This window comes from Streptomyces sp. AC627_RSS907, from assembly GCF_019049165.1.
The window spans coordinates 1-25,928 of the sequence record NZ_JAGMUE010000016.1; the positions used below are offsets into that span (position 1 = coordinate 1).

Annotated in this window: 26 protein-coding genes; 16 read left to right on the forward strand and 10 right to left on the reverse strand. The window is 73.4% G+C overall.

Annotated features, from left to right (window positions below; all coding sequences use genetic code 11):
- Positions 1–205: 205 nt before the first annotated feature.
- On the forward strand, positions 206–727 hold the full coding sequence (locus tag KUM32_RS04915; RefSeq protein WP_217140594.1) for a DUF4240 domain-containing protein: 522 nt from the start codon (positions 206–208) through the stop codon (positions 725–727).
- A gap of 106 nt (positions 728–833) precedes the next feature.
- On the opposite strand, the gene KUM32_RS04920 is transcribed toward KUM32_RS04915, so the two are convergent.
- On the reverse strand, positions 834–1,631 hold the full coding sequence (locus tag KUM32_RS04920) for a peptidoglycan recognition protein (RefSeq protein WP_217140544.1): 798 nt from the start codon (positions 1,629–1,631) through the stop codon (positions 834–836).
- A gap of 126 nt (positions 1,632–1,757) precedes the next feature.
- On the reverse strand, positions 1,758–2,282 hold the full coding sequence (locus KUM32_RS04925) for a GNAT family N-acetyltransferase (RefSeq protein ID WP_217140545.1): 525 nt from the start codon (positions 2,280–2,282) through the stop codon (positions 1,758–1,760).
- Between the two features lie 71 nt (positions 2,283–2,353).
- Between KUM32_RS04925 and KUM32_RS04930 the strand changes: the two genes are divergently transcribed.
- Together KUM32_RS04930 and KUM32_RS04935 are read left to right on the forward strand one after the other, a co-directional pair.
- Complete coding sequence (locus KUM32_RS04930) at positions 2,354–3,271, forward strand: TIGR01777 family oxidoreductase (RefSeq protein WP_217140546.1); 918 nt, start codon at positions 2,354–2,356, stop codon at positions 3,269–3,271.
- Positions 3,272–3,674: 403 nt separating this feature from the next.
- Positions 3,675–5,078 carry an NAD(P)/FAD-dependent oxidoreductase gene (locus KUM32_RS04935; protein WP_217140547.1) on the forward strand — a complete coding sequence of 468 codons (1,404 nt, stop codon included), beginning with the start codon at positions 3,675–3,677 and terminating at the stop codon, positions 5,076–5,078.
- A gap of 16 nt (positions 5,079–5,094) precedes the next feature.
- On the opposite strand, the gene KUM32_RS04940 is transcribed toward KUM32_RS04935, so the two are convergent.
- A complete protein-coding gene (locus tag KUM32_RS04940) occupies positions 5,095–6,570 on the reverse strand; it encodes a regulator (protein ID WP_217140548.1) in 1,476 nt (491 codons plus the stop codon).
- A 236-nt stretch (positions 6,571–6,806) separates the two neighbouring features.
- Between KUM32_RS04940 and lipB the strand changes: the two genes are divergently transcribed.
- The 4 genes from lipB to KUM32_RS04960 all read left to right on the forward strand — a co-directional run bounded on the left by lipB (position 6,807) and on the right by KUM32_RS04960 (position 10,069).
- A complete protein-coding gene (gene lipB / locus KUM32_RS04945; RefSeq protein ID WP_217140549.1) occupies positions 6,807–7,658 on the forward strand; it encodes a lipoyl(octanoyl) transferase LipB in 852 nt (283 codons plus the stop codon).
- A gap of 193 nt (positions 7,659–7,851) precedes the next feature.
- Positions 7,852–8,805, forward strand: coding sequence for a lipoyl synthase (gene lipA / locus KUM32_RS04950; protein WP_217140550.1), 954 nt, complete (start codon positions 7,852–7,854; stop codon positions 8,803–8,805).
- Positions 8,806–9,072: 267 nt separating this feature from the next.
- Entirely contained in the window at positions 9,073–9,273 is a 201-nt protein-coding gene (locus tag KUM32_RS04955; RefSeq protein ID WP_217140551.1) for a hypothetical protein, read from the forward strand.
- A 91-nt stretch (positions 9,274–9,364) separates the two neighbouring features.
- A complete protein-coding gene (locus KUM32_RS04960; protein ID WP_217140552.1) occupies positions 9,365–10,069 on the forward strand; it encodes a DUF4191 domain-containing protein in 705 nt (234 codons plus the stop codon).
- 122 nt (positions 10,070–10,191) lie between these two features.
- Here the strand turns inward: KUM32_RS04960 and KUM32_RS04965 are convergent, their stop codons facing one another.
- Positions 10,192–10,659, reverse strand: a complete 468-nt coding sequence (locus KUM32_RS04965) for an RDD family protein (protein ID WP_217140553.1) — start codon at positions 10,657–10,659, stop codon at positions 10,192–10,194.
- 264 nt (positions 10,660–10,923) lie between these two features.
- On the opposite strand from KUM32_RS04965, the gene glnA reads away from it, so the two are divergent.
- Positions 10,924–12,333 carry a type I glutamate--ammonia ligase gene (gene glnA / locus KUM32_RS04970; RefSeq protein WP_217140554.1) on the forward strand — a complete coding sequence of 470 codons (1,410 nt, stop codon included), beginning with the start codon at positions 10,924–10,926 and terminating at the stop codon, positions 12,331–12,333.
- Between the two features lie 159 nt (positions 12,334–12,492).
- Positions 12,493–12,750: a hypothetical protein gene (locus KUM32_RS04975; protein ID WP_217140555.1), complete on the forward strand. Its 258-nt coding sequence runs from the start codon at positions 12,493–12,495 to the stop codon at positions 12,748–12,750.
- Between the two features lie 62 nt (positions 12,751–12,812).
- On the opposite strand, the gene KUM32_RS04980 is transcribed toward KUM32_RS04975, so the two are convergent.
- The 6 genes from KUM32_RS04980 to KUM32_RS05005 all read right to left on the reverse strand — a co-directional run bounded on the left by KUM32_RS04980 (position 12,813) and on the right by KUM32_RS05005 (position 19,210).
- On the reverse strand, positions 12,813–15,398 hold the full coding sequence (locus tag KUM32_RS04980) for an ABC transporter permease (protein WP_217140556.1): 2,586 nt from the start codon (positions 15,396–15,398) through the stop codon (positions 12,813–12,815).
- Positions 15,395–16,162, reverse strand: a complete 768-nt coding sequence (locus KUM32_RS04985; protein ID WP_217140557.1) for an ABC transporter ATP-binding protein — start codon at positions 16,160–16,162, stop codon at positions 15,395–15,397. The genes KUM32_RS04980 and KUM32_RS04985 overlap by 4 nt, the downstream gene beginning before the upstream one ends.
- Positions 16,163–16,185: 23 nt before the next feature.
- Positions 16,186–16,620: a hypothetical protein gene (locus KUM32_RS04990; protein WP_217140558.1), complete on the reverse strand. Its 435-nt coding sequence runs from the start codon at positions 16,618–16,620 to the stop codon at positions 16,186–16,188.
- 170 nt (positions 16,621–16,790) lie between these two features.
- Positions 16,791–17,465, reverse strand: a complete 675-nt coding sequence (locus KUM32_RS04995) for a response regulator transcription factor (RefSeq protein WP_217140559.1) — start codon at positions 17,463–17,465, stop codon at positions 16,791–16,793.
- The gene (locus tag KUM32_RS05000) at positions 17,465–18,706 is read right to left on the reverse strand and encodes a sensor histidine kinase (RefSeq protein ID WP_217140560.1); all 1,242 of its coding nucleotides are present in this window, start codon (positions 18,704–18,706) and stop codon (positions 17,465–17,467) included. The genes KUM32_RS04995 and KUM32_RS05000 overlap by 1 nt, the downstream gene beginning before the upstream one ends.
- Before the next feature lie 189 nt (positions 18,707–18,895).
- Positions 18,896–19,210, reverse strand: a complete 315-nt coding sequence (locus KUM32_RS05005) for a hypothetical protein (protein ID WP_217140561.1) — start codon at positions 19,208–19,210, stop codon at positions 18,896–18,898.
- Between the two features lie 175 nt (positions 19,211–19,385).
- Here KUM32_RS05005 and KUM32_RS05010 point away from each other — a divergent pair, with 175 nt between their 5' ends.
- The 7 genes from KUM32_RS05010 (at position 19,386) to KUM32_RS05040 (ending at position 25,910) form a co-directional block, all read left to right on the forward strand.
- Positions 19,386–19,745, forward strand: coding sequence for an arsenate reductase family protein (locus KUM32_RS05010; protein ID WP_217140562.1), 360 nt, complete (start codon positions 19,386–19,388; stop codon positions 19,743–19,745).
- A 263-nt stretch (positions 19,746–20,008) separates the two neighbouring features.
- Entirely contained in the window at positions 20,009–21,040 is a 1,032-nt protein-coding gene (gene glnII, locus KUM32_RS05015; protein ID WP_217140563.1) for a glutamine synthetase, read from the forward strand.
- Positions 21,041–21,451: 411 nt separating this feature from the next.
- Complete coding sequence (locus KUM32_RS05020) at positions 21,452–22,066, forward strand: winged helix-turn-helix domain-containing protein (protein ID WP_217140564.1); 615 nt, start codon at positions 21,452–21,454, stop codon at positions 22,064–22,066.
- 60 nt (positions 22,067–22,126) lie between these two features.
- A complete protein-coding gene (locus tag KUM32_RS05025; RefSeq protein ID WP_217140565.1) occupies positions 22,127–23,158 on the forward strand; it encodes an SDR family oxidoreductase in 1,032 nt (343 codons plus the stop codon).
- 181 nt (positions 23,159–23,339) lie between these two features.
- The gene (locus KUM32_RS05030; RefSeq protein ID WP_217140566.1) at positions 23,340–24,605 is read left to right on the forward strand and encodes a sensor domain-containing protein; all 1,266 of its coding nucleotides are present in this window, start codon (positions 23,340–23,342) and stop codon (positions 24,603–24,605) included.
- On the forward strand, positions 24,590–25,243 hold the full coding sequence (locus KUM32_RS05035; RefSeq protein ID WP_217140567.1) for a response regulator transcription factor: 654 nt from the start codon (positions 24,590–24,592) through the stop codon (positions 25,241–25,243). Before KUM32_RS05030 ends, KUM32_RS05035 begins: the two co-directional genes overlap by 16 nt.
- 115 nt (positions 25,244–25,358) lie before the next feature.
- Positions 25,359–25,910 (forward strand): tetratricopeptide repeat protein, encoded by a 552-nt coding sequence (locus tag KUM32_RS05040; protein ID WP_217140568.1) that lies wholly within the window; start codon positions 25,359–25,361, stop codon positions 25,908–25,910.
- Positions 25,911–25,928: the final 18 nt, after the last annotated feature.

Here is a 25,928-nt window from a genome sequence, read left to right on the forward strand (position 1 = left end):
ACACCGACCCGTCCGCCGACACGGGACCACCCGCCGACACCGACCCGTACGCCGACACGGGACCACCCGCCGACACCGACCCGTCCGCCGACACGGGACCATCCGCCGACACCGACCCGTCCGCCGACACGGGACCGTCCGGGGCATGACGATCTCCGGCACTCCACGTGCGCCGTACCCGTGCAGGACCGATGCTGGACGCGTGATGGACGAGACGGAGTTCTGGGAGCTGATCGACGCCACCCGCGAGGGTGCCGACGGCGATCCGGAGGACCAGGCCGACCTGCTCGTGGAGCGGCTCGTCGGGATGGACCCGGATCTCGTGCTGGACTTCGCCCGCCATTTCGAGGCCCGTTACAACCGCGCCTGCACCTGGGACCTGTGGGGCGCCGCGTGGGTGCTGCTCGGCGGGGCGAGCGACGACGCCTTCGACTTCTTCCGGTGCTGGCTGATCGGCCAGGGCCGCGAGGTGTACGAGGGCGCGGTGCACGACCCCGACTCGCTCGCCGAGCTGCTGGACGACTTCGACGAGGAGCTGGACGGCGACGGCGAGGAGCTGGGCTACGCGGCCGACGAGGCGTACGAGCAGCTCACCGGGACCGTCGCCCCGGACCTGGGCATCGCGCCCGCGCCCGCCGAACCGCTGGGCACGCCGATCGACCTGGAGGACGACCGGGCCCTCGCCGAGCGGCTCCCGGGCCTGTGGGAGCGGTTCGGCCGGCCGTGAGTCACCCGGCGCCCGCTCGGGGGGCCTGGGGTGCGGCGGCGCGGCACCGGCCTGGTCGCGTGCCGGGACCGTGCGGCGGCCGGCCCCGCCCTGCCCGTCCCGGGGATCAGCCGTTCCTGCCCTGCAGCCGGGCCGCCAGCTCCCTGATGTGCGGGAGGCGGGCGGTGAGGGCGGCGCCCGGGCAGGTGGTCCGGTAGCCCTCGTCGTGTCCGGCGACGGCGGGCAGGGCGGCGGTGGCGCCGGCGCCGTACCGGCTGAGGCCGTTGCTGGAGACCAGGCCGACCCTGGCGCGCGGGTCGGTGTCGGTCGGGCCGAGTTTCCAGGCGGCCAGTGCGGCGATCGCGTCGGTCAGCGCGTCCGGCACGGGCACGCCGGCGGTGAAGGTGCCGAGGGCGGCGATGCCGGTGGTGCGGTGGTTGAAGCCCTGGGTGTGGGCGCCGGTGACGGGGCGGTCGATGCCGCCGGCGCGGCCCTCGTAGATGGTGCCGCAGCGGTCGACGACGAAGTTGTAGCCGATGTCGTCCCAGTCCCGGGCGCCGGTCTGGCCCGCGTAGACGCCCCGGAGGATGGCCGGTACGTCGGCGCAGTCGTAACCGTTGGGCGTGTCGGTGTGGTGGACGAAGACGGCGAGCACCTTGTCGTCGTAGCGCGGGGGCGGCTGCTCGCGGGCGGCGTCGCCGAGCCAGACCGACCGGGGCACGACGGGCGGCCGGGGCGCGGTGTGCGGTGCGGCGGCGACCGGGTGGGCGCGCGGCGCCGCCGCTCGTTCCACGCCGCTCGCGCACAGCGCCAGCGCGGCGGCGGCGGCCAGGCCGGGCAGGCAGCCGAGCGGCACCAGGGCCGCGCGCGGTATGCGGACCATACGCCGTGCCCGGGCCCCGCGCGGCCCTCGGAAGACACGCATGGTCCCACTGTCCGGCGGGTCCGGCCGGTCCGCGACAAGTGCTGCGCCGCTCGACGGACCCCTCCGGCCGGGTCCACGGTGTTCCCGGTCGCTCGCCGGCTCAGGCGGCGGACGGGGGCGAGCCGGTCACGTCGTGTGCGTCGGCTCGTCCGGCGTGGCCGGCGCGGTGAGGGACTGGCCCATCAGCACGTCGTCGACGTACGCGCCGTCGAGGTGGAACTCCTCCGGCTGCACCCCCTCGACGACGAAGCCCTCGGACTCGTAGAGCCCACGAGCGGGGGTGTTGTGACCGAGGACGCGCAGGGTGATGCGCCGGGCGCCCAGGCGGCGGGCCTCCTCGACGGCGGCCCGGACGAGCGCGCGGCCCACGCCGTGCCCGCGGGCCGCGTCGGCGACGGCGAGGCCGCGGATCTGGCGCACGTGGGCGTTGGAGGCCAGTGGCGTGGGGAAGCCGAGGCGGACGTAGCCGACGACGGCACCGTCGAGTTCGGCGACCAGGTGGTCGGCGGGGCCCGCGTCCTCGCGGAAGAACGGGTCGTCCGGCCCCGGCGGGGGCGAGACGGCGTGCAGGGGGGACCAGGTGTCCCGGTCGAGACGGCGCAGCGACTGCTCGTCTCCGGACCTGGCGTGTCGTATGTGGGGCACGGGCATGGTGATCACTGTACGACGCGGGAGAGTGGCGGCTCCGGGGTTTTTCCGGGGCCACCCGGCAGGATGGGCGCATGGACGATGGACGTGTGGGCAGGGAGCGTTCCCGCGTCGCGGTGGCCGGCGCGTCCGGTCTCATCGGCAGCGCACTGGTGCGGTCCCTGACCGCGGACGGGCACGAGGTGGTGCGCCTGGTGCGCCACGCGCCCCGGGAGGCGGACGAGGTCCGGTGGGACCCCGAGAACGGGCGGGTGGACGCGGCCGGGCTCACCGGGTGCGACGCCGTGGTCAACCTGGCCGGGGCCGGGGTGGGCGACCGCCGCTGGAACGACGCGTACAAGACACGCATCCGCAGCAGCCGGGTGCACGGCACCACGGCGCTCGCGGAGGCCGTGGCCTCGCTGGAGCGCCCGCCGCGGGTCTTCGTGAACGGCAGCGCGATCGGCTTCTACGGGGAGACCGGTGACCGGGCCGTCGACGAGAGCGCGCCCCCGGGAGAGGGCTTCCTGCCGTCCCTGTGCGTGGAGTGGGAGGCCGCCGCGGCGCCCGCCCGGGAGGCGGGAGTACGGACGGTGTTCGCGCGGACCGGCCTGGTCGTCGCGAGCGGGGGCGGTGCCTGGGGCCGGCTCTTCCCGCTCTTCCGGGCCGGGCTCGGCGGACGGCTGGGCGACGGGTCCCAGTACTGGTCCTTCGTGGCGCTGCACGACGAGGTGGCGGCGATCCGGCACCTCCTGGACCGCGGGGACCTGTCCGGCCCGTTCAACCTGACCGCCCCGCACCCGCTGACGAACCGTGAGATCACCGCGGCCATGGGGCGCGTGCTGCACCGGCCGACCTTCTTCGCGGTGCCCGCACCGGTGCTGCGCGTCGCGCTCGGCGACATGGCCGGCGACGTCCTGGGCAGCGCCCGGGTCCTTCCGGCCCGCCTGCTGGAATCGGGCTTCCGTTTCGCGTTCCCGGAGATCGACGGGGCGATCCGGGCGGCACTGTGACACGGGGCCGGTGGGCGTGGGGCCGGTGAGGCCGGTGGGCGTGGGCACGGTGAGGCGGGTGGGCGGGGCACGGTGAGGCGGGGCCGGTGGGCCGTCCCTCCAGCCGTGTCCGGGCCGGTCCTTTGGCCAGGCCGTGTCCGCACGCTCCCTTGGCCAGGCCGCGTCCGGCACGCTCCCCGGCCGGGCCGCGACCGCTTCCTGGCGCCGCCTGCCGCCTCCTGACCACCTGTCAGCACATGACGTCCATATCGCACCCATATGCGACCACCGTGCGACCGTGCTCTGCCTGCGTGCGACTCCCGTTGTCCGTTCCGGGTCCTAACCTCGAATCGAACTCGGGTATCCCTCAAGCCGGTTGGGGGCATGACGTCTCCAGCGGCCGCGCAACCTCGAGGAGGGGCACGTGCTTGAGCCCGCGTACCAGACGGACGTCGTCGTCGTGGGGGCCGGGATCGCCGGTCTCGCCGCGGCGCATCGGCTGACCCGCGCAGGAGTGACGACCACGGTGCTGGAGGCCGCCCATGGCGTGGGCGGCCGGATGGCCACCGAGAAGGTCGACGGATTCCGGCTCGACAGGATCGGACAGCTGCTGTCCACGGCGTATCCCGAACCGCGCCTCGTCCCCGGGCTGGACGGCCTCGCGCTGCTGCCCTTCGCACCCGGCGTCCTGCTGCACAGTGAGGGCCGCCACCACCGTGCGGGCGCCCCGGCGGGTCCACGGGGCGCGAGGGGCGCACTCCATGCGGTGCGCGCCCTGGCGAGCGCCCCCCGGTCGGGATCCGCGCCCCGGCGCCCGGTCTCCGTGCCCCGGGGGCCGGGAAGGACGGTGCCCGCACCCCGCACCCGGGCGGGCGCCCCCCTCGGTACCGCCGTCGACCAGGCCCGGCTCGGCGCCGCGCTGACCCGCCTGGCGGGCACGCCGGTCGAACGGCTGCTGGCCCGCCCGGAGCTGCCGGCCGCGCAGGCCCTGGCCGCCCGGGGGCTGCCGGCCCGCACGATCGACGGTTTCCTGCGTCCGCTGCTCGCCGCACTGCTGTGCGACCCGGACCTCACCACCTCCAGCCGGTGCGCCGACCTCGCGCTGCGGGCCTTCGCGAGCGGTCGGCCGGTGCTGCCGGAGGGTGGCGCGGAGGCGCTGCCGGAGCTGCTGGCGCGCGGTCTGCCGCCGGGCACCGTGCACACCGGCGTCCGGGTCACCGCCGTCGCCACCAACGCCGTGACCACCGCCGAGCACGGCGTCATCCGCTGCCGGGCCGTCCTGGTGGCGACCGACGCCCGCGCGGCGGCCGAGCTGCTGCCGGGCCTGAGGGTGCCGGACTTCCACCCGGTGACGGTGCTGCACCACACGACGGACGAACCGCCGACGACCGGCGCCTCGCTGCTGCTCGACGCGGACCGCGGCGGCCCGGTCGCCCACACGGCGGTGGTCAGCCACGTGGACCCGTCCCGCGCGCCGGCCGGACGCACCCTCGTCTCCTCGACGGTCCTCGGCCCTCCCCCCACCGACGTCGACACCGCCGTCCGCATCCACCTGTCCCGCCTCTACGGCACCCCGACCACCCGCTGGGAGACCCTCGCCGTGCACCACACGGCCGAGGCGGTGCCCGCGATGCGCCCACCGCACGACCTGCGCAGGCCGGTACGGCTGCTGGCCGGCCTGTACGTGTGCGGCGACCACCGCGACACCAGCACCGTCCAGGGCGCGCTGCACTCGGGCCACCGGGCCTCGGCGGCGATCCTGACGGACCTGGGGGCGGGCCGGTCGATGCACACGGCCGATCCCCTGCCCACGGCGCGCGCCGCCTAGCCGACGCGCGCTCCCGTCACCCCAGCGCCGCCACCTTGTCCCGGTATCCCCGCACCGGTGCCGCGTCCTTGTACGGCTCCAGCCGCCGTTCGAAGTCGCGCACGTACTCCGCCGCCCGTACCGACCGCATCTCGGCCGCCTGGCCGGCCGCCTCGGCGGCCAGTTGGCAGGCCTGGTCGAGTTCTCCGAGACCGAGGCGGGCGGTGGCGAGGACCACCCGGCAGAACAGGCGGCTACGGGCGTACGCGGGGGCGCGCAGGAGCAGTGAGCGCTCCGCGTACTGGGCGGCGGCGCGGAACTGCTGCAGATCGCGGTAGCAGTGCCCGAACTCGTCGGCGAGCTGCGCCTCGTCGAAGAAGCGCGCCCAGTGCGGCACCTCGTCGCCGGGCCGGGCGGCCTCCAGGGCGCGTTCGGCGCGCACCAGCGACGCCGTGCACGCCCGCACCTCGCCGAGGACGCCGTGCGCCCGTGCCTCGGCCGCGTGCAGCAGGGTCTGCACGACCGGCGGCGCGGAGGTCCCGACGCCCTGCTGGGCCACGCGCGCGAGCTGGACCGCCTCGCGTCCGTGGCCCAGATAGACCGCCTGGCGGCTCATGGTGACCAGCACGTACGCGCCGTACGTCCGGTCCGCGGCCGCCTGCGCCAGCCGCAGCGCCTGCACGAAGTAGCGCTGGGCGAGGCCGTGCGCGGCGATGTCGTACGACGTCCAGCCGGCGAGCCGGGTCAGGTCGGCGGCGGCGGCGAACAGCCGGCGGCCGGTCTGCTCGCCGTAGGTGCCGCGCAGCATCGGCTCCAGTTCGTGCTCCAGGTAGCGGACCAGGGCCTGGCGGGCGTGGCCGCCGCCGTACCGGTCGTCCAGGCTGCGGAACAGCTCGCCGACCGAGCGCAGCGCGGCGAGGTCGCCGCCGGTGACCTTCTGACCGGGGCCGCGCTCGGCCGGGGCCCGCCGGCGGGACGGGTCGTGCGGGGCGGGGCCCGGGGTCCTGGTCCTGGGCGGCGCGGGGCGGCCCTGCGCGGGGATGCGGACGGGCACCTCGGCGCGGGCCACCTTCTCGTCGGGGCGGCCGATCAGCCAGTCCCGGCTGGGCACGACGAGGCCGGCCGCGGTGAAGGCGATCTTGCGCAGTTCGGCGTGGCTGCCGGAGTCCTTGCGCCACAGCCCGCCGACGATGTCGACGGCCTCCTCCGGGGTGGCGGCGAACTCCAGTCCCGCGTAGACGGGCGCGCAGGCGTCCAGGCCGAGGTCCTGGGCGGTGAGACGGCGGCCGAGGCGCCGGGTGAAGACCTCGGCGATCAGGGCGGGGGTGGTGCCGCGGGGCTGCTGGCCGCGCAGCCACCGGGTGACGGACGTCTTGTCGTATCTCAGGTCCAGGCCGTGTTCGAGTCCGAGCTGGTCGACGCGACGAGCGAGACCCGCGTTGGAGAACCCCGCTTCGGCGATGAGCGCGGCGAGCTGGCGGTTGGGGGTGCGCTGCGCGGGTCGTTCCGTCATGGTGCGGTGCGGTCTCCTGCCTTCCGGGCCGTTCGATGTGCCCGGAGCGCCTGTGAGCAGCCCTTATGGCCTCGTGAACGGCGCGAATGTAGCGGAGAGTAAGCACCTCATCGCACTCTTCGGCAGGCATTCATCCGATCGTGTGAGGATTGCCCGCCCGGCTGACGGTACGTGGGCAGTCGTACAGTGGCGTGGGCACGGTTCGTGCCTGACGACCTTCCAGGGAGGCACTTGCCGTGAGTGAGCTGCGGTTCGTCCGAATGGGGTTCGGTGCCGAACGCGTCGAGTACCAGGAGGCGTGGGACGAGCAGCGCCGGGTGCACGCCGCGCGCTTCGCCGACGAGGTCCCCGACACCGTCCTGCTCCTCGAACACCCGCCGGTCTACACCGCCGGCCGGCGCACCGAGGACAGCGAGCGCCCGCTGGACGGCACGCCGGTGATCGACGTGGACCGCGGCGGCAAGATCACCTGGCACGGGCCGGGCCAGCTGGTGGGCTACCCGATCCAGAAGCTCCCGCGCCCGGTGGACGTGGTCGCGCACGTGCGACGGCTGGAGGAGGCCCTGATCCGCACCTGCGCGGAGTTCGGCCTGGCGACTTCCCGGGTCGAGGGCCGCAGCGGGGTGTGGGTCCTCGGGGACCCCGTCGAGCAGCGTCCGGCGCGCTATGGAGGGGCAGCGCGCGGCGCTTCGGCCGAGGGTGGCGGCGGGCGACGGGCGGGCCTCTCCCTGGACTTCGACCCCCGGCTGACGGACGAGGAGTTCGACCCCCGCCTCAACGGCCCGGACTACGCTCCGTCCAACGCCGGCCAGCGCCGCGAGGACCGCAAGATCGCGGCGATCGGCATCCGGGTGGCCAAGGGCGTCACGATGCACGGCTTCGCGCTGAACGTGAACCCCGACAACAAGTGGTTCGACCGGATCATCCCGTGCGGCATCCGCGACGCGGGCGTCGCCTCGCTCGCGGGCGAGCTGGGCCGGGACGTGACCATCGAGGAGGTCCTGCCGGTGGCCGAGCGCCACCTGCGCGACGTCCTGGAGAACGCGGACCTGAAGCCGCGGGTGATCGAGAAGGCACCGGCGGCGTGATGCCCTCCCGTCCGGTCCTTCGCGGCGGAGGGCATATTTCCAGCCCGTCCGGCGTTTGAGGACGAGGCCCGTCCAGGGCCGGAGCGGGGGCCCGGGGGCGGTAGCCCTCAGCAAGGCCAGCACCCTCGCCGGGCATCAAAACAACGGGCGTACCCTGAAGGTCGCCGAAGAATCAATCGCTAGGGAGCCGGTCGTGTCCGCAGTCGCACCCGACGGACGCAAGATGCTGCGCCTGGAGGTCCGCAACAGCCAGACCCCCATCGAGCGCAAGCCCGAGTGGATCAAGACCCGGGCGAAAATGGGCCCCGAGTACACCAAGATGCAGAACCTCGTGAAGAGCGAGGGCCTGCACACGGTCTGCCAGGAAGCCGGCTGTCCCAACATCTACGAGTGCTGGGAGGACCGCGAGGCGACCTTCCTCATCGGCGGCGACCAGTGCACCCGGCGTTGTGACTTCTGCCAGATCGACACCGGCAAGCCCGAGGCGCTCGACCGCGACGAGCCCCGCCGCGTCGGCGAGTCCGTGGTCACCATGGACCTGAACTACGCCACCATCACCGGCGTCGCCCGCGACGACCTGCCCGACGGCGGCGCCTGGCTGTACGCCGAGACGGTGCGCCAGATCCACCAGCAGACGGCGGACCGCGAGGCCGGCCGCACCAAGGTCGAGCTGCTGGCGCCCGACTTCAACGCGGTGCCGGAGCTGCTCCGCGAGGTCTTCGACTCCCGCCCCGAGGTCTTCGCGCACAACGTCGAGACGGTCCCCCGCATCTTCAAGCGCATCCGCCCCGGCTTCCGCTACGAGCGCTCCCTGAAGGTCATCACCGAGGCCCGCGACCACGGCCTGGTCACCAAGTCGAACCTGATCCTCGGCATGGGCGAGACCCGTGAGGAGATCAGCGAGGCGCTGAAGCAGCTGCACGAGGCCGGCTGCGAGCTGATCACCATCACGCAGTACCTGCGCCCGTCCGTGCGCCACCACCCCGTGGAGCGCTGGGTCAAGCCGCAGGAGTTCGTGGAGCTGAAGGAGGAGGCCGAGGAGATCGGTTTCTCCGGTGTGATGTCGGGTCCGCTGGTGCGGTCCTCCTACCGGGCGGGACGCCTCTACCAGATGGCCATGGAGCAGCGTCACACCGCGACCGTGTGAACCGCCCCGTGAACCGTCGGCCGGACGGTGTGTGAATTCACGCACAAGGCCCTACTTGCCAGTAATGGCCGATACGACGCGGTCCCGACCGTCCTCGCAGATGAGGGCACCGGTCGGGGCCGCGCCGCCGTTCCGGGCCCCGGCACCGTGGCTTCATGTCCGTTTGACCGGCGGGTCACGCCCTGGTAACACCAATCAGTGACCCTGGAATCACACCACGTACACCCGTCTCCGTACCCGGAGCCGCACCGAGGGGGGACCTCCGCCATGCAGGCCGCGCCCGTTCGCGCCACCGCCATCCCGTCGTTCACCACCGCCCTGCGCGCCGTCGAGTCGCTCCTCATGAGCGGCGGCCAGCGCACCGCCCGGCGCAACGCCTGGACCTCCGTGCTGGAGGACCGCCGCCGCGCCAAGGAGCGCATCGAGACCGAGCGCGTGCTGCGGCAGTCCGTCGCCGGCCGGCCCTGACCCGGCCGGCCGCTCCTCCTCGGCCCCGCCCCGCCTCCCCGTGCCGGGCACTGCCGTCGTCCGCGCTTTCGGGGGCACGTAGACTCGTGGCATGGCGAGGAAGGAACCTGCAGCGGACGCTGCGAACCCCGGGCGACTGAAGCAGATCGCTCTGACCTACAAGATGACCCGCAAGGCCGACAAGAAGATCGGTCTTGTACTCGCGGGTGTCGGCATCGTCGTCTTCGGTGTCTTCCTCGCGATCGGTTTCCTGATCGGTCACCCCATCTATCTCGGCATCCTGGGCGTGCTGCTCGCCTTCCTCGCGACGGCGATCGTCTTCGGGCGCCGGGCCGAGCGGGCGGCCTTCGGTCAGATGGAGGGTCAGCCCGGTGCCGCGGCGGCCGTGCTGGACAACGTCGGCCGGGGCTGGACGACGACGCCCGCGGTGGCGATGAACCGCAGCCAGGACGTGGTGCACCGCGCGGTCGGCAAGGCCGGCATCGTGCTGGTCGCGGAGGGCAACCCGAACCGGGTGAAGTCGCTGCTCGCGGCCGAGAAGAAGAAGATGAACCGCATCGTCGCCGACGTGCCCGTGCACGACCTGATCGTGGGCACCGGCGAGGGCCAGGTCGAGCTGAAGAAGCTGCGCACGACCATGCTCAAGCTCCCCCGCGTCCTGACCGGCCCGCAGGTCACCGTGACCAACGACCGGCTGCGCGCGCTGGGCGACCTGATGAGCAACATGCCGCTGCCCAAGGGCCCGATGCCGAAGGGCATGCGCATGCCCAGGGGCGGCAACCCGAGGCAGCGTTGACCCCGTAGGACTCCGAGACGCCGGTACGGCGATGGGGGCGCCCGGATCGATCCGGGCGCCCCCATCGCCGTACCGGCGTCTCGTCGCCGTGGTGCTCGCTCGTCGCCGTGGCGCGCGCCGCGTCAGATCCGCACTTCCACGGTGCGGGCCAGCCGGTCGTGCAGGCCCCGGCCGTCGCGGTCCCAGATCAGCGCCGGGAGAGCCAGGCACAGCAGGACCGAGCGCAGCAGGGCGCGCAGCGGGCTGGGGCGGCCCGTGCCCAGGTCCACGACCCGCAGGCCCAGGATGCGCTTGCCCGGCGTGAAGCCGACCGTGCCGACGGTCAGGACGCTCAGTACGAAGAAGATCAGCAGGGCCCAGTTGCCCGTCGCCTGGTCGTAGCCGTCCGTGATGAGGCCGTATGCGATCAAGAGGCACAGGGCCCAGTCGACGGCCAGGGCACCGATCCGCCGGCCCGGGCGGGCGATCGACCCCGGTCCCTGCTCGGGCAGACCGAGCTGCTCACCCCGGTACCCGAGGTCGGCGCCGGACTCTTCGATGGCCGCGCGCGGCCCGGAAAGCCACGATCCGATTGCTTGCCTGTTGTCCACCCGTCCACGGTACTGCGCCCGCATATGCCCCAGGGACGAGGGGTGGACGGCGGAGCGGGAAGGAGTACCGCGCGGGGGCGTACGGGCGGGTGTGCCGGTCCGGGATCGGGCCTAGGCTGGAACGGAGCCGGTTAACTTCTGCGAAACAATTGGGTCACGCCCGAGAAATCACCCGTCCCTAGGGTCGACGCAGCGTGTGCCACCCGCACTGGCCGCACGAACGATTACCACCCCGGCGGGACGGTCGGGAGTAGGAGGAGCTGGATGTTCCAGAACGCCGACGACGCCAAGAAGTTCATCGCGGACGAGGACGTCAAGTTCGTCGATGTCCGGTTCTGCGACCTGCCGGGCGTCATGCAGCACTTCACGTTGCCCGCCGAGGCGTTCGACCCCGACGACGAGCAGGCCTTCGACGGGTCCTCGATCCGCGGTTTCCAGGCCATCCACGAGTCGGACATGTCCCTGCGCCCCGACCTGTCCACCGCGCGCATCGACCCGTTCCGCCGGGACAAGACGCTCAACATCAACTTCTTCATCCACGACCCGATCACGGGCGAGCAGTACTCCCGTGACCCGCGGAACGTGGCGAAGAAGGCCGAGGCCTACCTCGCCTCCACCGGCATCGCCGACACGGCGTTCTTCGGCCCGGAGGCGGAGTTCTACGTCTTCGACTCCGTCCGCTTCGCCACCAGCGCGAACGAGTCCTTCTACCACATCGACTCCGAGGCCGGCGCCTGGAACACCGGTGCGCTGGAGGACAACCGCGGTTACAAGGTCCGCTACAAGGGCGGCTACTTCCCGGTCCCGCCGGTCGACCACTTCGCCGACCTGCGCGCCGAGATCTCCCTGGAGCTGGAGCGGTCCGGCCTGAAGGTCGAGCGCCAGCACCACGAGGTGGGCACCGCCGGCCAGGCCGAGATCAACTACAAGTTCAACACGCTGCTCGCCGCCGCCGACGACCTCCAGCTCTTCAAGTACATCGTGAAGAACGTGGCCTGGAAGAACGGCAAGACGGCGACCTTCATGCCGAAGCCGATCTTCGGTGACAACGGTTCCGGCATGCACGTGCACCAGTCGCTGTGGTCGGGCGGCGAGCCGCTCTTCTACGACGAGCAGGGCTACGCCGGACTGTCCGACACCGCCCGCTACTACATCGGCGGCATCCTCAAGCACGCGCCGTCGCTGCTGGCCTTCACCAACCCGACGGTGAACTCCTACCACCGCCTGGTGCCGGGCTTCGAGGCGCCGGTGAACCTGGTGTACTCGCAGCGCAACCGCTCGGCCGCGATGCGTATCCCGATCACGGGCTCGAACCCGAAGGCCAAGCGCGTCGAGTTCCGCGCGCCGGACGCCTCCGGCAACCCGTACCTGGCGTTCTCGGCCCTGCTGCTGGCGGGTCTGGACGGCATCAAGAACAAGATCGAGCCAGCCGAGCCGATCGACAAGGACCTCTACGAGCTGGCTCCCGAGGAGCACGCCAACGTGGCGCAGGTCCCGACCTCCCTCGGCGCCGTCCTCGACCGCCTGGAGGCCGACCACGAGTTCCTCCTCCAGGGCGACGTGTTCACGCCGGACCTGATCGAGACGTGGATCGACTACAAGCGCGCGAACGAGATCGCCCCGCTGCAGCTGCGTCCGCACCCGCACGAGTTCGAGCTGTACTTCGACGTGTGATCGACGCCCTCCCGGGTCGTCCGACGCCCCCGTTCCCTGGTCCCAGGGGGCGGGGGCGTCGCCGTGCGTGGCCGAAAACACTTCCCAGGGCGAACCCGGGCCGGGATCATGTGCACTGACACGGTTGTTCGAGTCAGGGGGACGGGGAGAGTGCCGGAGATGTCCGAACGGGACGACGAGGAGCGCGAGTTCGACCTGAAGTGGGCGGACCGGGCCGAGCACAAGGAACCCTCGGCACGGGCCCGGATGCTCGCCGCGCGCTGGAAGGAGAACCCGCCCGGACCGGTCCCCTTCCGCGCCGACCCGGACCACCGGGGATCGTCCCGCCGCTCGTCGTGGGTCTCGACGGCCGTGGTGCTCGGGTGTGTCGCCGCGGTGATCGTGCTCCTCGGCTACATCAACTTCCGGCCGTACTGATCCCGTCGGCACGCCGTGCCCGCCGGGCCCCTGGCGCGCGTGCCCGCCCGCCCGCGCACCGGCTACTCGGTCTGGGCGACGGCGACCGTCGGGGAGGTCCGGGAGGCGCGGAGGGCGGGCACCACACCCGCGGCGGCGGTCACCAGGACGAGGGCGGTGAAGACCGCCGCGAGCTGTCCGGCCGGCACGGTGAAGGGGGCGCTCGTCTCGGCGACACGGACCACCAGCCAGGAGTACGGCAGGCCGAGGGCCAGACCGAGGATGCCGCCCAGTACTCCGTAGAGCGCGCATTCCACCGTGACCATGCGGTGCACGGCCGCTCCGCTGAGCCCCAGGGCCCGCAACAGCCCGAACTCCCGCTTGCGTTCGACGACGGTGAGACTCGCCGTGGTCGCGACTCCGGCGACCGCCACCAGGACGGTCAGGCCCAGGACCATGATCACTGTCGTGGCCATGGTCCGCAGGTCGTCCGAGCCATTGGCCTGTCCGGCCGCGTCCTCGGCGATGACACGGCCGTCGCCGCGCTCCGGGCCGGTCAAGGTGTCGGTGATGGCCCGCTGTGCGCGTATCCGCCCCTGGGCGCCGTCCTGCGAGGCGTTGGCGGTGACCGTGGTGGGCGCCGGGTCCGCTCCCATACGGGTGAGGTCCGCGGCGGGGACGAAGAAGTTCCCTCCGTAGGGGCCGGCGCCGGGCAGCGTCGCGGCCACGGTGAGGTCGACGGGGCGGCCCTCGAACGTCAGCGTCAGGAGGTCGCCCGCCCGGACGCCGAGCCGGTGGGCGTGGCCGGCGTCCACGACGACGTGGGCGGGTGGGAGGTCGTCGAGGGAGCCGGTCCGGGCGGTCAGGCTCACGCCGGAGCGGACGGTGCCGAGGTCGAGGTCGGAGATCGTCGCGCTGAGGCTGCCCTCGACCACCTCCGCCGTGCGGAACGCGGTCACGTCGGCGAGTTCGGGGTGAGAGGCCAGATCGGCGGCCAGCGACCGGTCCAGCGACGCGCTGTCCCTCGGGTGCAGCTGGAAGTCGGCGGGCGCCTCCGCCGCCTGCCGGTACCGCTCGTAGGCGTTCAGGGAGGCGAGGCAGGTCAGGGTCGAGCCGACCAGGCAGACGCCGAGGGCCACGACGACCGAGACCGAGGCCGCCCTGCCCGGCGCGCCCCCGACGCCCGCGACCGCGAGCCGGCCGGCCGCGCCGGTGCGGCGCAGGGGCACGGCGACGGCCGACAGCACCGGCCGGACCAGACGGGGACCGAGGGCGATCAGGGCCAGGAAGGCCAGCCCGCCCGAGAGCACCACGACGGTCAGCGCCGCGAACCGGTCGTACTCCGTGTCGCCCGGCTGGGGCAGCCCGCCGTACTGCTGCCGGGCGAGGAGCGCGGCGCCCGCGGCGCACAGCAGGCCCAGCAGGGTGCGGCCGAGGCCGCTCGCCGTGCCCTCCCCGGACGCCGCGCCGCGCAGGGCCTGCAGCGGGGAGACCCGTGAGGCGGTCAGGGAGGGGGCCAGGACCGCCAGGACCGCCAGGAGGCCGGTGCCGGCGACGGTGAGGACGGCCTCCGTCAGCGGGAGGGCGGAGGGGACGGACAGGTCGTGCCCGAACCACCGGGCGACCGGGGGGACGAGCTGCGCGCAGCCCCAGGCCGCCGGCACACCGGTCGCACCGGCCAGCAGGCCGACCGCCGCCCCCTCGACGACGAGCGCGGCGGCGAGGCGTCGCGGGGTCGCCCCGATGGCGCGCAGCAGCGCCAGCTGGCGTACGCGCCGTGCGAAGACGATGCGGAAGGTGGAGGTCGCGACGAGAACGGCAGCGCCGACGGCGACGGTGAGGAAGACGGTGACCAGCTCCAGGGTGTCCTTCGCCTCCGCGACCGCCTCGCGGGCCTCCTCGTCCCGCACCTCGTCCCCGGACCGCACCTGCGCTCCGGGCACCGCCCGCCGGATCCGCTCGGTCAGCTCCGTCGGCGCGGAGCCGGACGCGGAGGACGCGGAGGGTGCGGCGGGTGCGCCGTCGGTGCGGATGTCGATGCGGGAGTAGCCCGACATGCCGAGCAGCTCGCCGACCCGGGGACCGGGGGCGTACCCGGTGGGCCCCTCGTCCTTCGTGGCGGTGCTGCGGACGATGCCGCTGACCTCGACCGTCACCCGTCGGGTCCCCTCGCCGTCGGGTTCGGGCCGCAGCAGGGTGAGCGACGATCCCGGGGCGAGGCCGTACTCCCGCGCGGCCCGCGTGTCGACGGCGAGCCGGCCCGGGCCGGAGGGGTACGTGCCGTCGAGCAGCCGGACCTCCGACAGGGGGCCGGAGCCCGGGTCCGCGGACAGGGCGAGGTAGCGCTCGACGGCGCTGCCGTCCAGCGGGCTGCCGCCGTCGATCCGGCCGACGGCCTCGGTGACCCCGGGCGTCTTCCGGATCTCGCGGAGGCGGGCCTCGCCGATGTCGTCCCCGTCTCCGGGCATGACCACCACGGACACCGCTTCGGGTGTTCCGCGGAACTTCTCGACGACGGTCGCGGTGACGATCTGCTGGGCCATGACGGTCCCGAAGACGACGAAGGCCGCGATCAGCAGCGACAGTCCGGTCGCCGCGAACCGTCCGGGCCGCCTCAGGAGTTCGGCCACCTGGGAGCCCAGGACGGTGGCACGCCACGGGGTCCTCATCGCCGCCTCCCCGTGACGTCGAGGGCGGGTGCGACGGCGCGTCCGGAGGGGTTGACGTGCTCGTCGTCGACGAGGCGTCCGTCCGCGAGGGTCAGTATCCGGTCCGCGTACCGTGCGGCCGCGGGGTCGTGGGTGACCATCACGACCGACTGGCCGAGGTCGTCGACGGACCGGCGCAGCAGGGTGAGGACTTCGGCACCGGCCCGGGAGTCGAGGTTGCCGGTGGGTTCGTCGGCGAAGACCACGGCCGGCCGGGTCACCAGCGCCCGGGCCACGGCGACCCGCTGCTGCTGGCCCCCGGACAGCTCGGCGGGGCGGTGCGACACCCGGTGGGCGATGCCGAGGACTTCGCAGAGGTGGTCCACCAGGTCGCGGTCGGGGCGCCCGCCGGACATGGTGACGGGCAGCACGATGTTCTCGTAGGCCGTCAGCTGCGGCAGCAGGTTGAACGACTGGAAGACGAACCCGATCCGCTCCCGGCGCACCCGGGTCAGCTGCCGTTCGGACAGCCCGCTGATCTCCGTTCCGTCCAGGAGGATGCTGCCGGAGGTGACGGTGTCGAGTCCGGCGACGCAGTGCATCAGGGTCGACTTGCCCGACCCGGAGGGGCCGACGACGGCGGTGAAGCGGGCGCGCCGGAAACCGACGGACACCCCGTCGAGGGCCCGCACGTCGGCGGTGCCCTGACGGTAGGTCTTCACCAGGGCGGTGGCGGTGATGACGTCGTCCGGCGCGTGGCCGCGGGCGGCGGTGTGGAGAGCCATGGTGACGGTTCCCGCGATCCGGGTCAGGAGCCGAGCGGCGGCATGGTCAGGGTGACGCCGGAGTCGGAGCAGTGTCCCCGCGCCTCGTCCTGGAGCTTCTCCACGTCCTTCGCGGACGGCGCTTCGGGGGACTTCCTGGCGGTCTCGACCGCCCACCCCTCGTACCGGGAGATCTTGGCTCCGAGGTAGCCGTCCTCCATCTGCGCGCGGCGCTCGTCGCCGGTCTCCCGCCACCACTTCTCCGCGTCCGGCACGGAGCCGGTGGAGATCTCCCCGGCCTCGGTGATGATGCGCTGCGCCAGCCGGCAGTCCTCGGCGGACGCCTGGCTGAGCTTGTCGCGATCCTGCCACCAGTACCCCGCCCCGGCGGCCAGGGCCGCGGCGGTCACGGCCGTGACCGCCGCGATGACGAGGCGGTTCCGGTTGCGGTTCCGCGGGGTGGGCGTGGTGGTGGTCATCGGGTCCTCCAGTGGCTTCTCGGCCGTGTTCGGCGACAGTGAGAAGTCTGGAGTCCGGCGGCCTCGCGGACATCGGCCACGGATTCGAGATCACGGGTGGCGGTTCTGGCCCGCCGGGCGGGGTGGTTCCTGCACCCCCGGGGGCAGAGCCCCGGGGCGCTTCTGCCACCTCAGGGGGAGGGACGGACCAGCCCGGACTGATAGGCGAACGCGACGGCCTGGGCACGGTCCCGCAGGTGCAGTTTGGCCATGAGGTTGCCCAGGTGCGTCTTCACCGTGGCCTGCGCGACGTACAGGTCCGCCGCGATCTCGGCGTTGGACAGCCCACGGGCGACCAGGGCGAGCACGTCCCGCTCGCGGGCGGTGAGGGCGTCCAGCCGTTCGTCCCGTCCGTTCCCCGGTGCCAGCTGGTCCGAGACCCGGTCGAGGAGCAGCCTGGTGATACGCGGTGCCACCACCGACTCCCCCGCGGCCAGGACCCGGATGGCGTTGACGACCTCCGCGGCGGGGGCGTTCTTCAGCAGGAAGCCGCCGGCCCCGGCGCGCAGGGCCGCGAACGCGTCCTCGTCGTTGTCGAAGGTGGTCAGCACCAGCACGCCGGGCGGATCGTCCAGCCGCATCAGTTGCTCCGTGGCCTGGATGCCGTCCATGACGGGCATGCGGATGTCCATGATGACGACGTCCGCCTCGACCTCGCGCAGCAGTTCGAGGGCCTGGGCCCCGTTCTCCGCCTCGCCGACGACCTCGATGTCGTCCTGGCCGGCCAGCACCATCGAGAAACCGGCCCGGATCAGCGGCTGGTCGTCCACCACGGCCACCCGGATCGGCCTGCCTGCCTGCGTCATCACTTCGTCCTTGTCGGAATCGAGGCACGCACGTGCCATCCGCTGCCGAGCCGGGGTCCGGCCTCGAAGCTGCCGCCGGCGAGCTCCACCCGCTCCCGCATCCCCACGAGCCCGTTCCCCCCGGAGCGCCCACCGACGCCACGGCCGGCGAGGGTGCCCGCTCCGTCGTCGACCACACTGATCAGCAGTGTGCCCTGCTCCTCATGGAGCCGGATGTCGACCCCCGCTCCGGCTCCGGCGTGGCGGAGCACGTTGGTGAGGCACTCCTGGACGATACGGAAGGCCGTCATCTCCTCCGCCGGCGACAGCCGGTCCTTCCCGACCTCGACCGACACGTCCACGGTCAGCCCGGCGGCCCGTGCGCGTTCGGCGACGACCTCGATCTCGTCGAGGGTGACCAGGCGCCGTGGCGGACCGCTGTCGGGGGCGTCCGGGTTTCCCTCGCGCAGCACCCGGACAATGCGGTGCATGTCGTCGATCGCGTCCCGGCCCGTGGCGGCGATCGTCTTCAGCGCGGACTGCGCCATGTCCGGCGACTTCCGCAGCACCGACTCGGCGCCGTCGGCCTGGAGGATCATCACGGCCAGGCTGTGCGCCACCACGTCGTGCAGTTCACGGGCGATCTCGGCCCGCTCCCGGGCCGCGGCCAGCCGGACCCGCTGTTCCTGTTCCCGCTCGGCGTGCCGGGCGCGGGCCACCTGGCTCTCGGCGTACAGGCGCCGCGTGTGCAGGGCGAAGGCCGTCAGCCAGACCGTCAGCGTCAGTCCCCAGAAGACCAGGAGTGTTTCGAGGTCGGCGAACGGCTCGATGCCGAGGGCCGGCACCCCCACCGCCCCGGCCGCCGTGGCCAGCAGCACCACGGCGCCGGCGAGATACGGCATCCAGGTGGTCCGGGAGTGGTGGACGACCGACATCATGGCGAACAGCACGGCCGCGTCGTACGAGGCGGGCGCCGACGCCAACGGCGGGTCGGACAGGTCGGACAGGTTGTACAGGGCGAACTGGACGACGCTCAGCGCGAGGACGACCGCCATCACCGTGCCGGGGAACCGTCTGCGGGCCAGCAGGGACAGCGCCATCAGCCCGCCCAGGAGCAGGTCGTACTCGGCGTCGTAGTAGTCCGTCGCCGCCAGGACCACCAGCGCGATGCCGATGTCGCAGGCCCGGGCGAGGGCGCGTCCGTACCGGCCGGACAGCGCCGTCCAGGCCGACGGGACCGGGACCGTCCTCTCCTCTGTCAACCGTCGTACCCTTCTCCTGCGGCGGACGCGCGACCGCGTGGCCGGCCGCACAAGTGCCTTCAGGCCACGGGGACTTCACGACGAGGGCGGTGCCCTCACGTGCCCATACTGCCTCAGCGGCGGGCCGGCGTGCGGCACAGCGCCGCCGGGCGCCTCAGGGACCGAGGGCGCCCGGCGACGGTGACGGGCTCAGCGGTTGTAGCGCATGAACGCGCGCACCATGTGGCACGTGGTGTCCGACGGCGGGTGGACGCCGATCAGCCGCGCCGTGGTGCGGATCGTCTCGTTGCGGGCCTGGTTCGGCAGGTAGACGCCGGAGTCGAGCAGGGCGATGGCGAGCCGCATCGCCTTGAGCCGGCGGTTGTGCGTGACGTACCACTCGCGCGGGCGGCCCGCCGGGAGCGGGCGCTTCTCCACCGGGGCGCAGGGCGTTTCGAGCAGCACGGGACGCTTCGCGGTGGACTGGGTGGGCAGGGGCTTCGGCTTCAGTGCGGCAGCGGGCACGGGCATCCTCCTGTCGCGGTCGGGGCGCCGTCCGGACCTCCCGGCGACACCCTCGAACACTGCTTCCATTTTACCGCCCACCACTGACAAAAGCCCCTGGCCACAAGGGCTTTCGGGGGTGCTGGGGCACATGAGGAGAACGGGTCCGCGTGCCCCTCGGGCTACCGTGTGCGGCATGGAGATCTGGATCAATCCGGCCTGTTCGAAGTGCCGCAGCGCGATCAGCCTGCTCGACGCCGAGGGCGCCGACTACACCGTCCGCCGCTACCTGGAGGACGTCCCCGGCGAGGAGGAGATCCGCGAGGTCCTCACCCGCCTCGGCCTCGAACCGTGGGACATCACCCGCACCCAGGAGGCCGCCGCCGAGGAACTGGGACTGAGGGACTGGCCCCGTGACGCGGCGTCACGCGACCGCTGGGTCACCGCGCTCGCCGAGCACCCGAGGCTCATCCAGCGCCCGATCATCACGGCGGACGACGGCACGGCCGTCGTCGCCCGCACCGACGACGCCGTCCGGGACGCTCTGTCCCGGTGATCGTCCACCTGCCGCGCGCGGTGGTCGCCGGACTCGGCGCACAGCACGCGGTACGCGCGGCGCGGCGGTGCCCGGCACCGTGAAACACGCCCGGCACCGTGAAACGCGCCACACCACCCCCGGGTAACACGGGGTTCACATACGGGCAACGGCCGGGAAATCGCCCGTTGACACGCTGCACGGCAGTAGACGCGACGCCCCGGACGCCCCAGCGCCGCAGCACCCGCAAGTGCGCCCAGACCCACCCCGAAGGATGTGTCCCCGTGACCTTCAAGGCCGAGTACATCTGGATCGACGGCACCGAGCCGACGGCCAAGCTCCGTTCCAAGACGAAGATCATCACGGGCGCCCCCGCCGGCCTCGACGCCCTGCCGGTCTGGGGCTTCGACGGGTCCTCCACCAACCAGGCCGAGGGCAGTTCCTCGGACTGCGTGCTCAAGCCGGTCTTCTCCTGCCCCGACCCGATCCGCGGCGGCGACGACATCCTGGTCCTGTGCGAGGTCCTGGACACGGACATGACCCCGCACCCGACCAACACCCGCGCCGCGCTGGCCGAGCTCGCCGAGCGGTTCGCCGCCCAGGAGCCGGTCTTCGGCATCGAGCAGGAGTACACCTTCTTCAAGGGCGCCCGCCCACTCGGCTTCCCCGAGGGCGGCTTCCCGGCCGCACAGGGCGGCTACTACTGCGGCGTCGGCTCGGACGAGATCTTCGGCCGTGAGGTCGTCGAGGCCCACCTGGACAACTGTCTGAAGGCCGGCCTCGGCATCTCCGGCATCAACGCCGAGGTCATGCCGGGCCAGTGGGAGTTCCAGGTCGGCCCGCTGTCGCCGCTTGAGGTCTCCGACCAGCTGTGGGTGGCCCGCTGGCTGCTCTACCGCACCGCCGAGGACTTCGACATCTCCGCCACCCTCGACCCCAAGCCGGTCAAGGGCGACTGGAACGGCGCGGGCGCGCACACCAACTTCTCCACCAAGGCGATGCGCGAGGGCTACGAGGCGATCATCACCGCCTGCGAGTCGCTCGGCGAGGGCTCCAAGCCGCTCGACCACGTCAAGAACTACGGCGCCGGCATCGACGACCGCCTGACCGGCCTGCACGAGACCGCCCCGTGGAACGAGTACTCCTACGGCGTCTCCGACCGCGGCGCCTCGGTGCGCATCCCGTGGCAGGTCGAGAAGGACGGCAAGGGCTACATCGAGGACCGCCGTCCGAACGCCAACGTCGACCCGTACGTGGTGACCCGACTGCTCGTCGACACCTGCTGCACGGCGCTGGAGAAGGCCGGCCAGGTCTGATCCGTTCCCGACCCGCGCGAAGGGGCGTCCACCACGACGGTGGACGCCCCTTCGCGTCGCCGACGGCCGGTGGGACAGCCGGTACGGCGTCGGCATCACGCCACGGTGGCGTCCACGCAGTGAGAGGAGGCTGCTGTCGCGGGCCGGTGTCTGCTTCAATGGGGCCATGGCCAGCTTCCGGAAGTACGCAGCGACGGGTCGCCATGACCTCGAGCCCTTCTGGCCGTCCCGTCAGCACGACGACTTCGACCGGGTGTGTTGCCGCGCGACGACCGCGCCGGCCCGCTAGGAAGCCGTACACCACCACGGCTTCACCCGGCGCGCACGACGTACGTCCCGCGACGCGCCCGATCTCGACCCGCGCCCGTCGCCCCTCCCGACGAACCTCTCGCGCGAAAGAGCTGACGTCTCATGGCGACCACCCGTTCCCTGTCCACCGTCACCCTCGACTCCCCCGCCCCGGCCGCCCGCCCCGGCCTCCCCGCCTCCGGCGGCCCCCGGCACCGGCTGCGTGCCGTCGACCGGGACGAGGTGGTGGACGTCGCGAACCTCCTGCCGCCGGGCGCCACCTGGCTGCCCGCTCCCCCGCACACCCTGCCCCCGCTGCCGGGCCGGCCGCCGATGGTCGGCTACCTGGTGCTCGTCCCGGCCGACCAGCAGCCGCCGTTCCCGCCGATGTCCGTGCCCGACCCCACGGAGCAGGAGGGCGGGGACGGCGCCGACGGGCCGGGCGCGCCCCTCGTCCGGATCGACACCGCGCGGCGCACCGCCGCCGTGGACGGCCGCGAACTCGTCCTGACCTACCTGGAGTTCGAACTGCTCGCCCATCTCGTCAGGCATCCGCACCGGGTGCACACCCGCGACCAGCTGGTCACCACGGTCTGGGGCTACGGCCACGTGGGCGACGGCCGCACCGTCGACGTGCACGTGGCCCGGCTGCGCCGCAAGCTGGGCGCCGAGCACCGGCACACGATCCAGACCGTACGGCGCGTCGGCTACAAGTACACGCCGCCCGCGGGGCGCTGAGCCTCTGCTGTCGGCAGACCGGCGTTCCCTTCGGCCGCCGCGCCGGGCACAGTGGTCCGCATGAGGCTACTGGTGCTGGGCGGTACGGAGTTCGTGGGACGGGCCGTGGTGGAGGCGGCACTCGGGCGCGGCTGGGAGGTGACCGTCTTCCACCGCGGCCGGCACGCGCCGCCGCCCGGGGCGCGGACGCTGCACGGCGACCGCACCGCGCCCGACGGCCTCACCGCCCTGGCCGAGGGCACGTGGGACGCCGTCGTCGACACCTGGTCGGCGGCGCCCCGCGCGGTGCGCGACGCGGCGCGGCTGCTGGCCGGCCGCGTCGGCCGGTACGTGTACGTGTCGAGCTGCTCGGTGTACGCCTGGGCCCCGCCGGCCGGGTACACCGAGGACGCCCCGCTCGTCGAGGGCGCCGCGGCGGACGCCGGGCAGACCGACTACGCCCGGGACAAGCGGGGCGCCGAGCTGGCCGTCCTGGACGCCTTCGGCGCGGACCGCGCGGTGCTCGTCCGGGCCGGTCTGATCCTCGGCCCGTACGAGAACATCGGGCGGCTGCCCTGGTGGCTGGACCGGATCGCCCGCGGCGGCCCGGTGCTCGCCCCGGGCCCCCGGGATCTGCCCCTGCAGTACATCGACGTCCGCGACCTCGCCACGTGGACCCTCGGGGCGGTGGAACAGGAGCTGAGCGGCCCGTACAACCTGATCGCTCCCCCGGGGCACACCACCATGGGCGCCCTGCTCGAGGCCTGCGCGCACGCCACCGGCGGCACGGCGGAGCTGCGCTGGACCGCCCCCGGCACCGTGCTCGGCGCCGGCATCGAGCCCTGGACGCAGCTGCCGGTGTGGGTCCCGCCGGACAGCGACCTGCACGACGCCCTGCACCGCGCGGACGTCTCCCGGGCCCTGGCGACGGGCCTGGACTGCCGGCCGGCCGCGGACACCGTCCACGACACCTGGACCTGGCTGCGGGACATCGGCGGCACGGCGCCCCGGCGCCCGGACCGGCCACCGGTCGGGCTGGACCCGGAGACGGAGGCGAAGGTCCTGGCGGCCGCCGAGGACGGGCCGGGCGGGGACGGGCAGGGCGGGAACTGACCGGGCAGGGCGGGAACTGACCGGGCGGAGCGGGAGCCGACGGGGCGGAGCGGGAGCCGACCGGGCGGGGCGGGAGCCGACCGGGCGAGGCGGGAGCCGACCCGGGGTGTACCTGGCACCACCCCCTGACCGTGAGGCCAGGCCCAGTGCTTCACGCCCTCACCTCCGCGAGACTGACCTCATGAGCATCGAGACGAAGAGCGGCACACACACGACACGGACGCGGGGCGTGGCACTGTCCGCCGTGCGGGGGCTCGCCCTGGCGTTCATATCCCTGCCCGGCGCCGCGCTGTGCTTCTGCCTGACCCTCGTGTCCGTCGCCCTCGTCCCGATCGGGGTCGGCATCGTCACCACCCCCTACGTGCTGACCGGTGTGCGGGCCTTCGCGGACCGGCGGCGGCTGCTCGCCGCCGAGTGGTGCGGGGTGCGGATCCCGCGGGCGTACCGGCCGCTGCCCGAGGACGCCAACCCCTGGGCGCGCACCTTCGGGATGCTCGGCGACCCGGCGACCTGGCGGGACTTCCGCTGGCTGCCGGTCGACATGACGGCGGGCTTCGTCACCGCGCTGCTCGCCTTCGCGCTGCCGTTCTACCCGCTGGAGGGCTTCGCGATCGCGGCCGGGCTGTGGCGGGTCCTTCCCGACGGGTACTGGTACGGCTTCGTCGAGGTGACCGACCAGACCTCCGCGCTCTACGCCGCCGCGCTGGGCGCCGTCCTCCTCGTCGTCGCCGTCCGGCTCGCCCCGCGCCTGCTGCTCGCCCACTTCCGGCTGACGGGCGCGCTGCTCGACCCCGGTGACGGCGAACTGGCCGAGCGGGTACGGGTGCTGACCGAGACCCGCCGCGACGCGGTCGACACCTCCGCCGCCGAACTGCGCCGCATCGAGCGGGACCTGCACGACGGGGCACAGGCCCGGCTCGTCGCCATGGGCATGGACCTGGGGACCATCGAGACCCTGCTGGAGAAGGACCCGGCGAAGGCCCGGGAACTGCTCGCGCAGGCCCGCCGGTCCTCCGCCGACGCCCTGACCGAGCTGCGCGAGCTCGTGCGCGGCATCCACCCGCCGGTGCTCGCCGAGCGGGGCCTGGGTGACGCCGTACGGGCCCTGGCGCTGCGGCTGCCCCTCCCCGTCGAGGTCGACGTCGACCTGCCCGGCCGCGCGGAGGCGCCCGTGGAGTCGGCCGCGTACTTCGCGGTCAGCGAGATCCTCACCAACGCGGTGAAGCACTCCGGCGCCGACCGGGTCTGGGTCGACGTGCACCACGCCGAGGGCCGGCTGCGCGTCTGCGTCACCGACGACGGCAAGGGCGGTGCCGTGATCGGAGCGGGGTCGGGCCTGGCCGGGGTGGAGCGCCGGCTCGGTACATTCGACGGCGTCCTGGCCGTCAGCTCACCCGCGGGCGGCCCCACCATGGTCACCATGGAGATACCTTGCGCGTTGTCCTAGCCGAAGACCTGTTCCTGCTGCGCGACGGGCTGGTCCGGCTCCTGGAGGCCCACGACTTCGAGATCGCGGCGGCCGTCGAGACCGGCCCGGAGCTGTCCCGGGCGCTGGCCGAGCTGGAGCCGGACGTCGCCGTGGTCGACGTACGCCTGCCGCCCACGCTCACCGACGAGGGCCTGCAGTGCGCGCTCGAGGCCCGCCGCAACCGGCCGGGGCTGCCGGTCCTGGTCCTGTCCCAGCACGTGGAGCAGCTGTACGCGCGTGAACTGCTGGCCGACGGCAGTGGCGGGGTGGGGTACCTGCTCAAGGACCGGGTGTTCGACGCGGAGCAGTTCGTGGACGCCGTACGGCGGGTGGCGGCGGGCGGTACGGCCATGGATCCGCAGGTCATCCAGCAGTTGCTCAGCCGGCGTGCGGCGGCGGACCAGCCGCTGGAGCGGCTGACGCCGCGGGAGCGGGAGGTACTGGAACTGATGGCGCAGGGGCGGACCAACGCGGCGATCGCCGGCAAGCTCGTCGTCACGGAGCGGGCGGTCGCGAAGCACACGGCGAACATCTTCGCCAAGCTGAGCCTCGAGGTCTCGGACGACGACAACCGGCGTGTGCTGGCGGTCCTGGCCTATCTCGACCACGGCCGCTGAGCCGCACCGGTCCCATGGATCGGGCTGTCGCGGCATGGGGCGGCGGACCTCCGGTGTGCCGGTCCGCGCCCGCGGGGAGGTGGCGCCCGAAGCGTTCGGGAGCGGGGCCCCGGAAATGCCGGTGCCTCCCCGTGCGGGTCCGTGCGAGAGTGACGCCGTGAACCAGGACTGGGAAGAGCGTGTGAGCGCCGCATGGGCGACGTTCGACGACTACGCCGAAGACGACGCCGCCGCCTTCCGCGCGGTGATCGACGCCCTCGCCGACGAGTTGCCCGCGGACAGCCCTCTGGGCCTGTTCGAGCGGGCCTGCGCCTGGGACTCCACGGGTCACTCCGACCAGGCCGTGCCCCTGTACCGCGAGGCGCTGGCGCGCGGGCTGGGCGAGGTCAGCGGCTACAAGGGCCGGCGGGCGAAGATCCAGCTCTCCAGCTCCCTGCGCAACACCGGGGAGCCGCAGGAGGGCGTCAGGCTGCTGACACCCGAACTGGACGCGCCGTCGGACGAGTTGGACGACGCGGTACGGGCTACGCTCGCGCTCTGCCTGTCGAGCCTGGGCCGCGACCGCGAGGGCCTGTCGCTGGTGCTCGGCGCGCTCGCCCCCCATCTGCCGCGGTACCGGCGGTCGATGGCCGCCTACGCACGGCTGCTGGTGGAGCCCGAGGGGTAACGCGTTCCGGCAGTGACC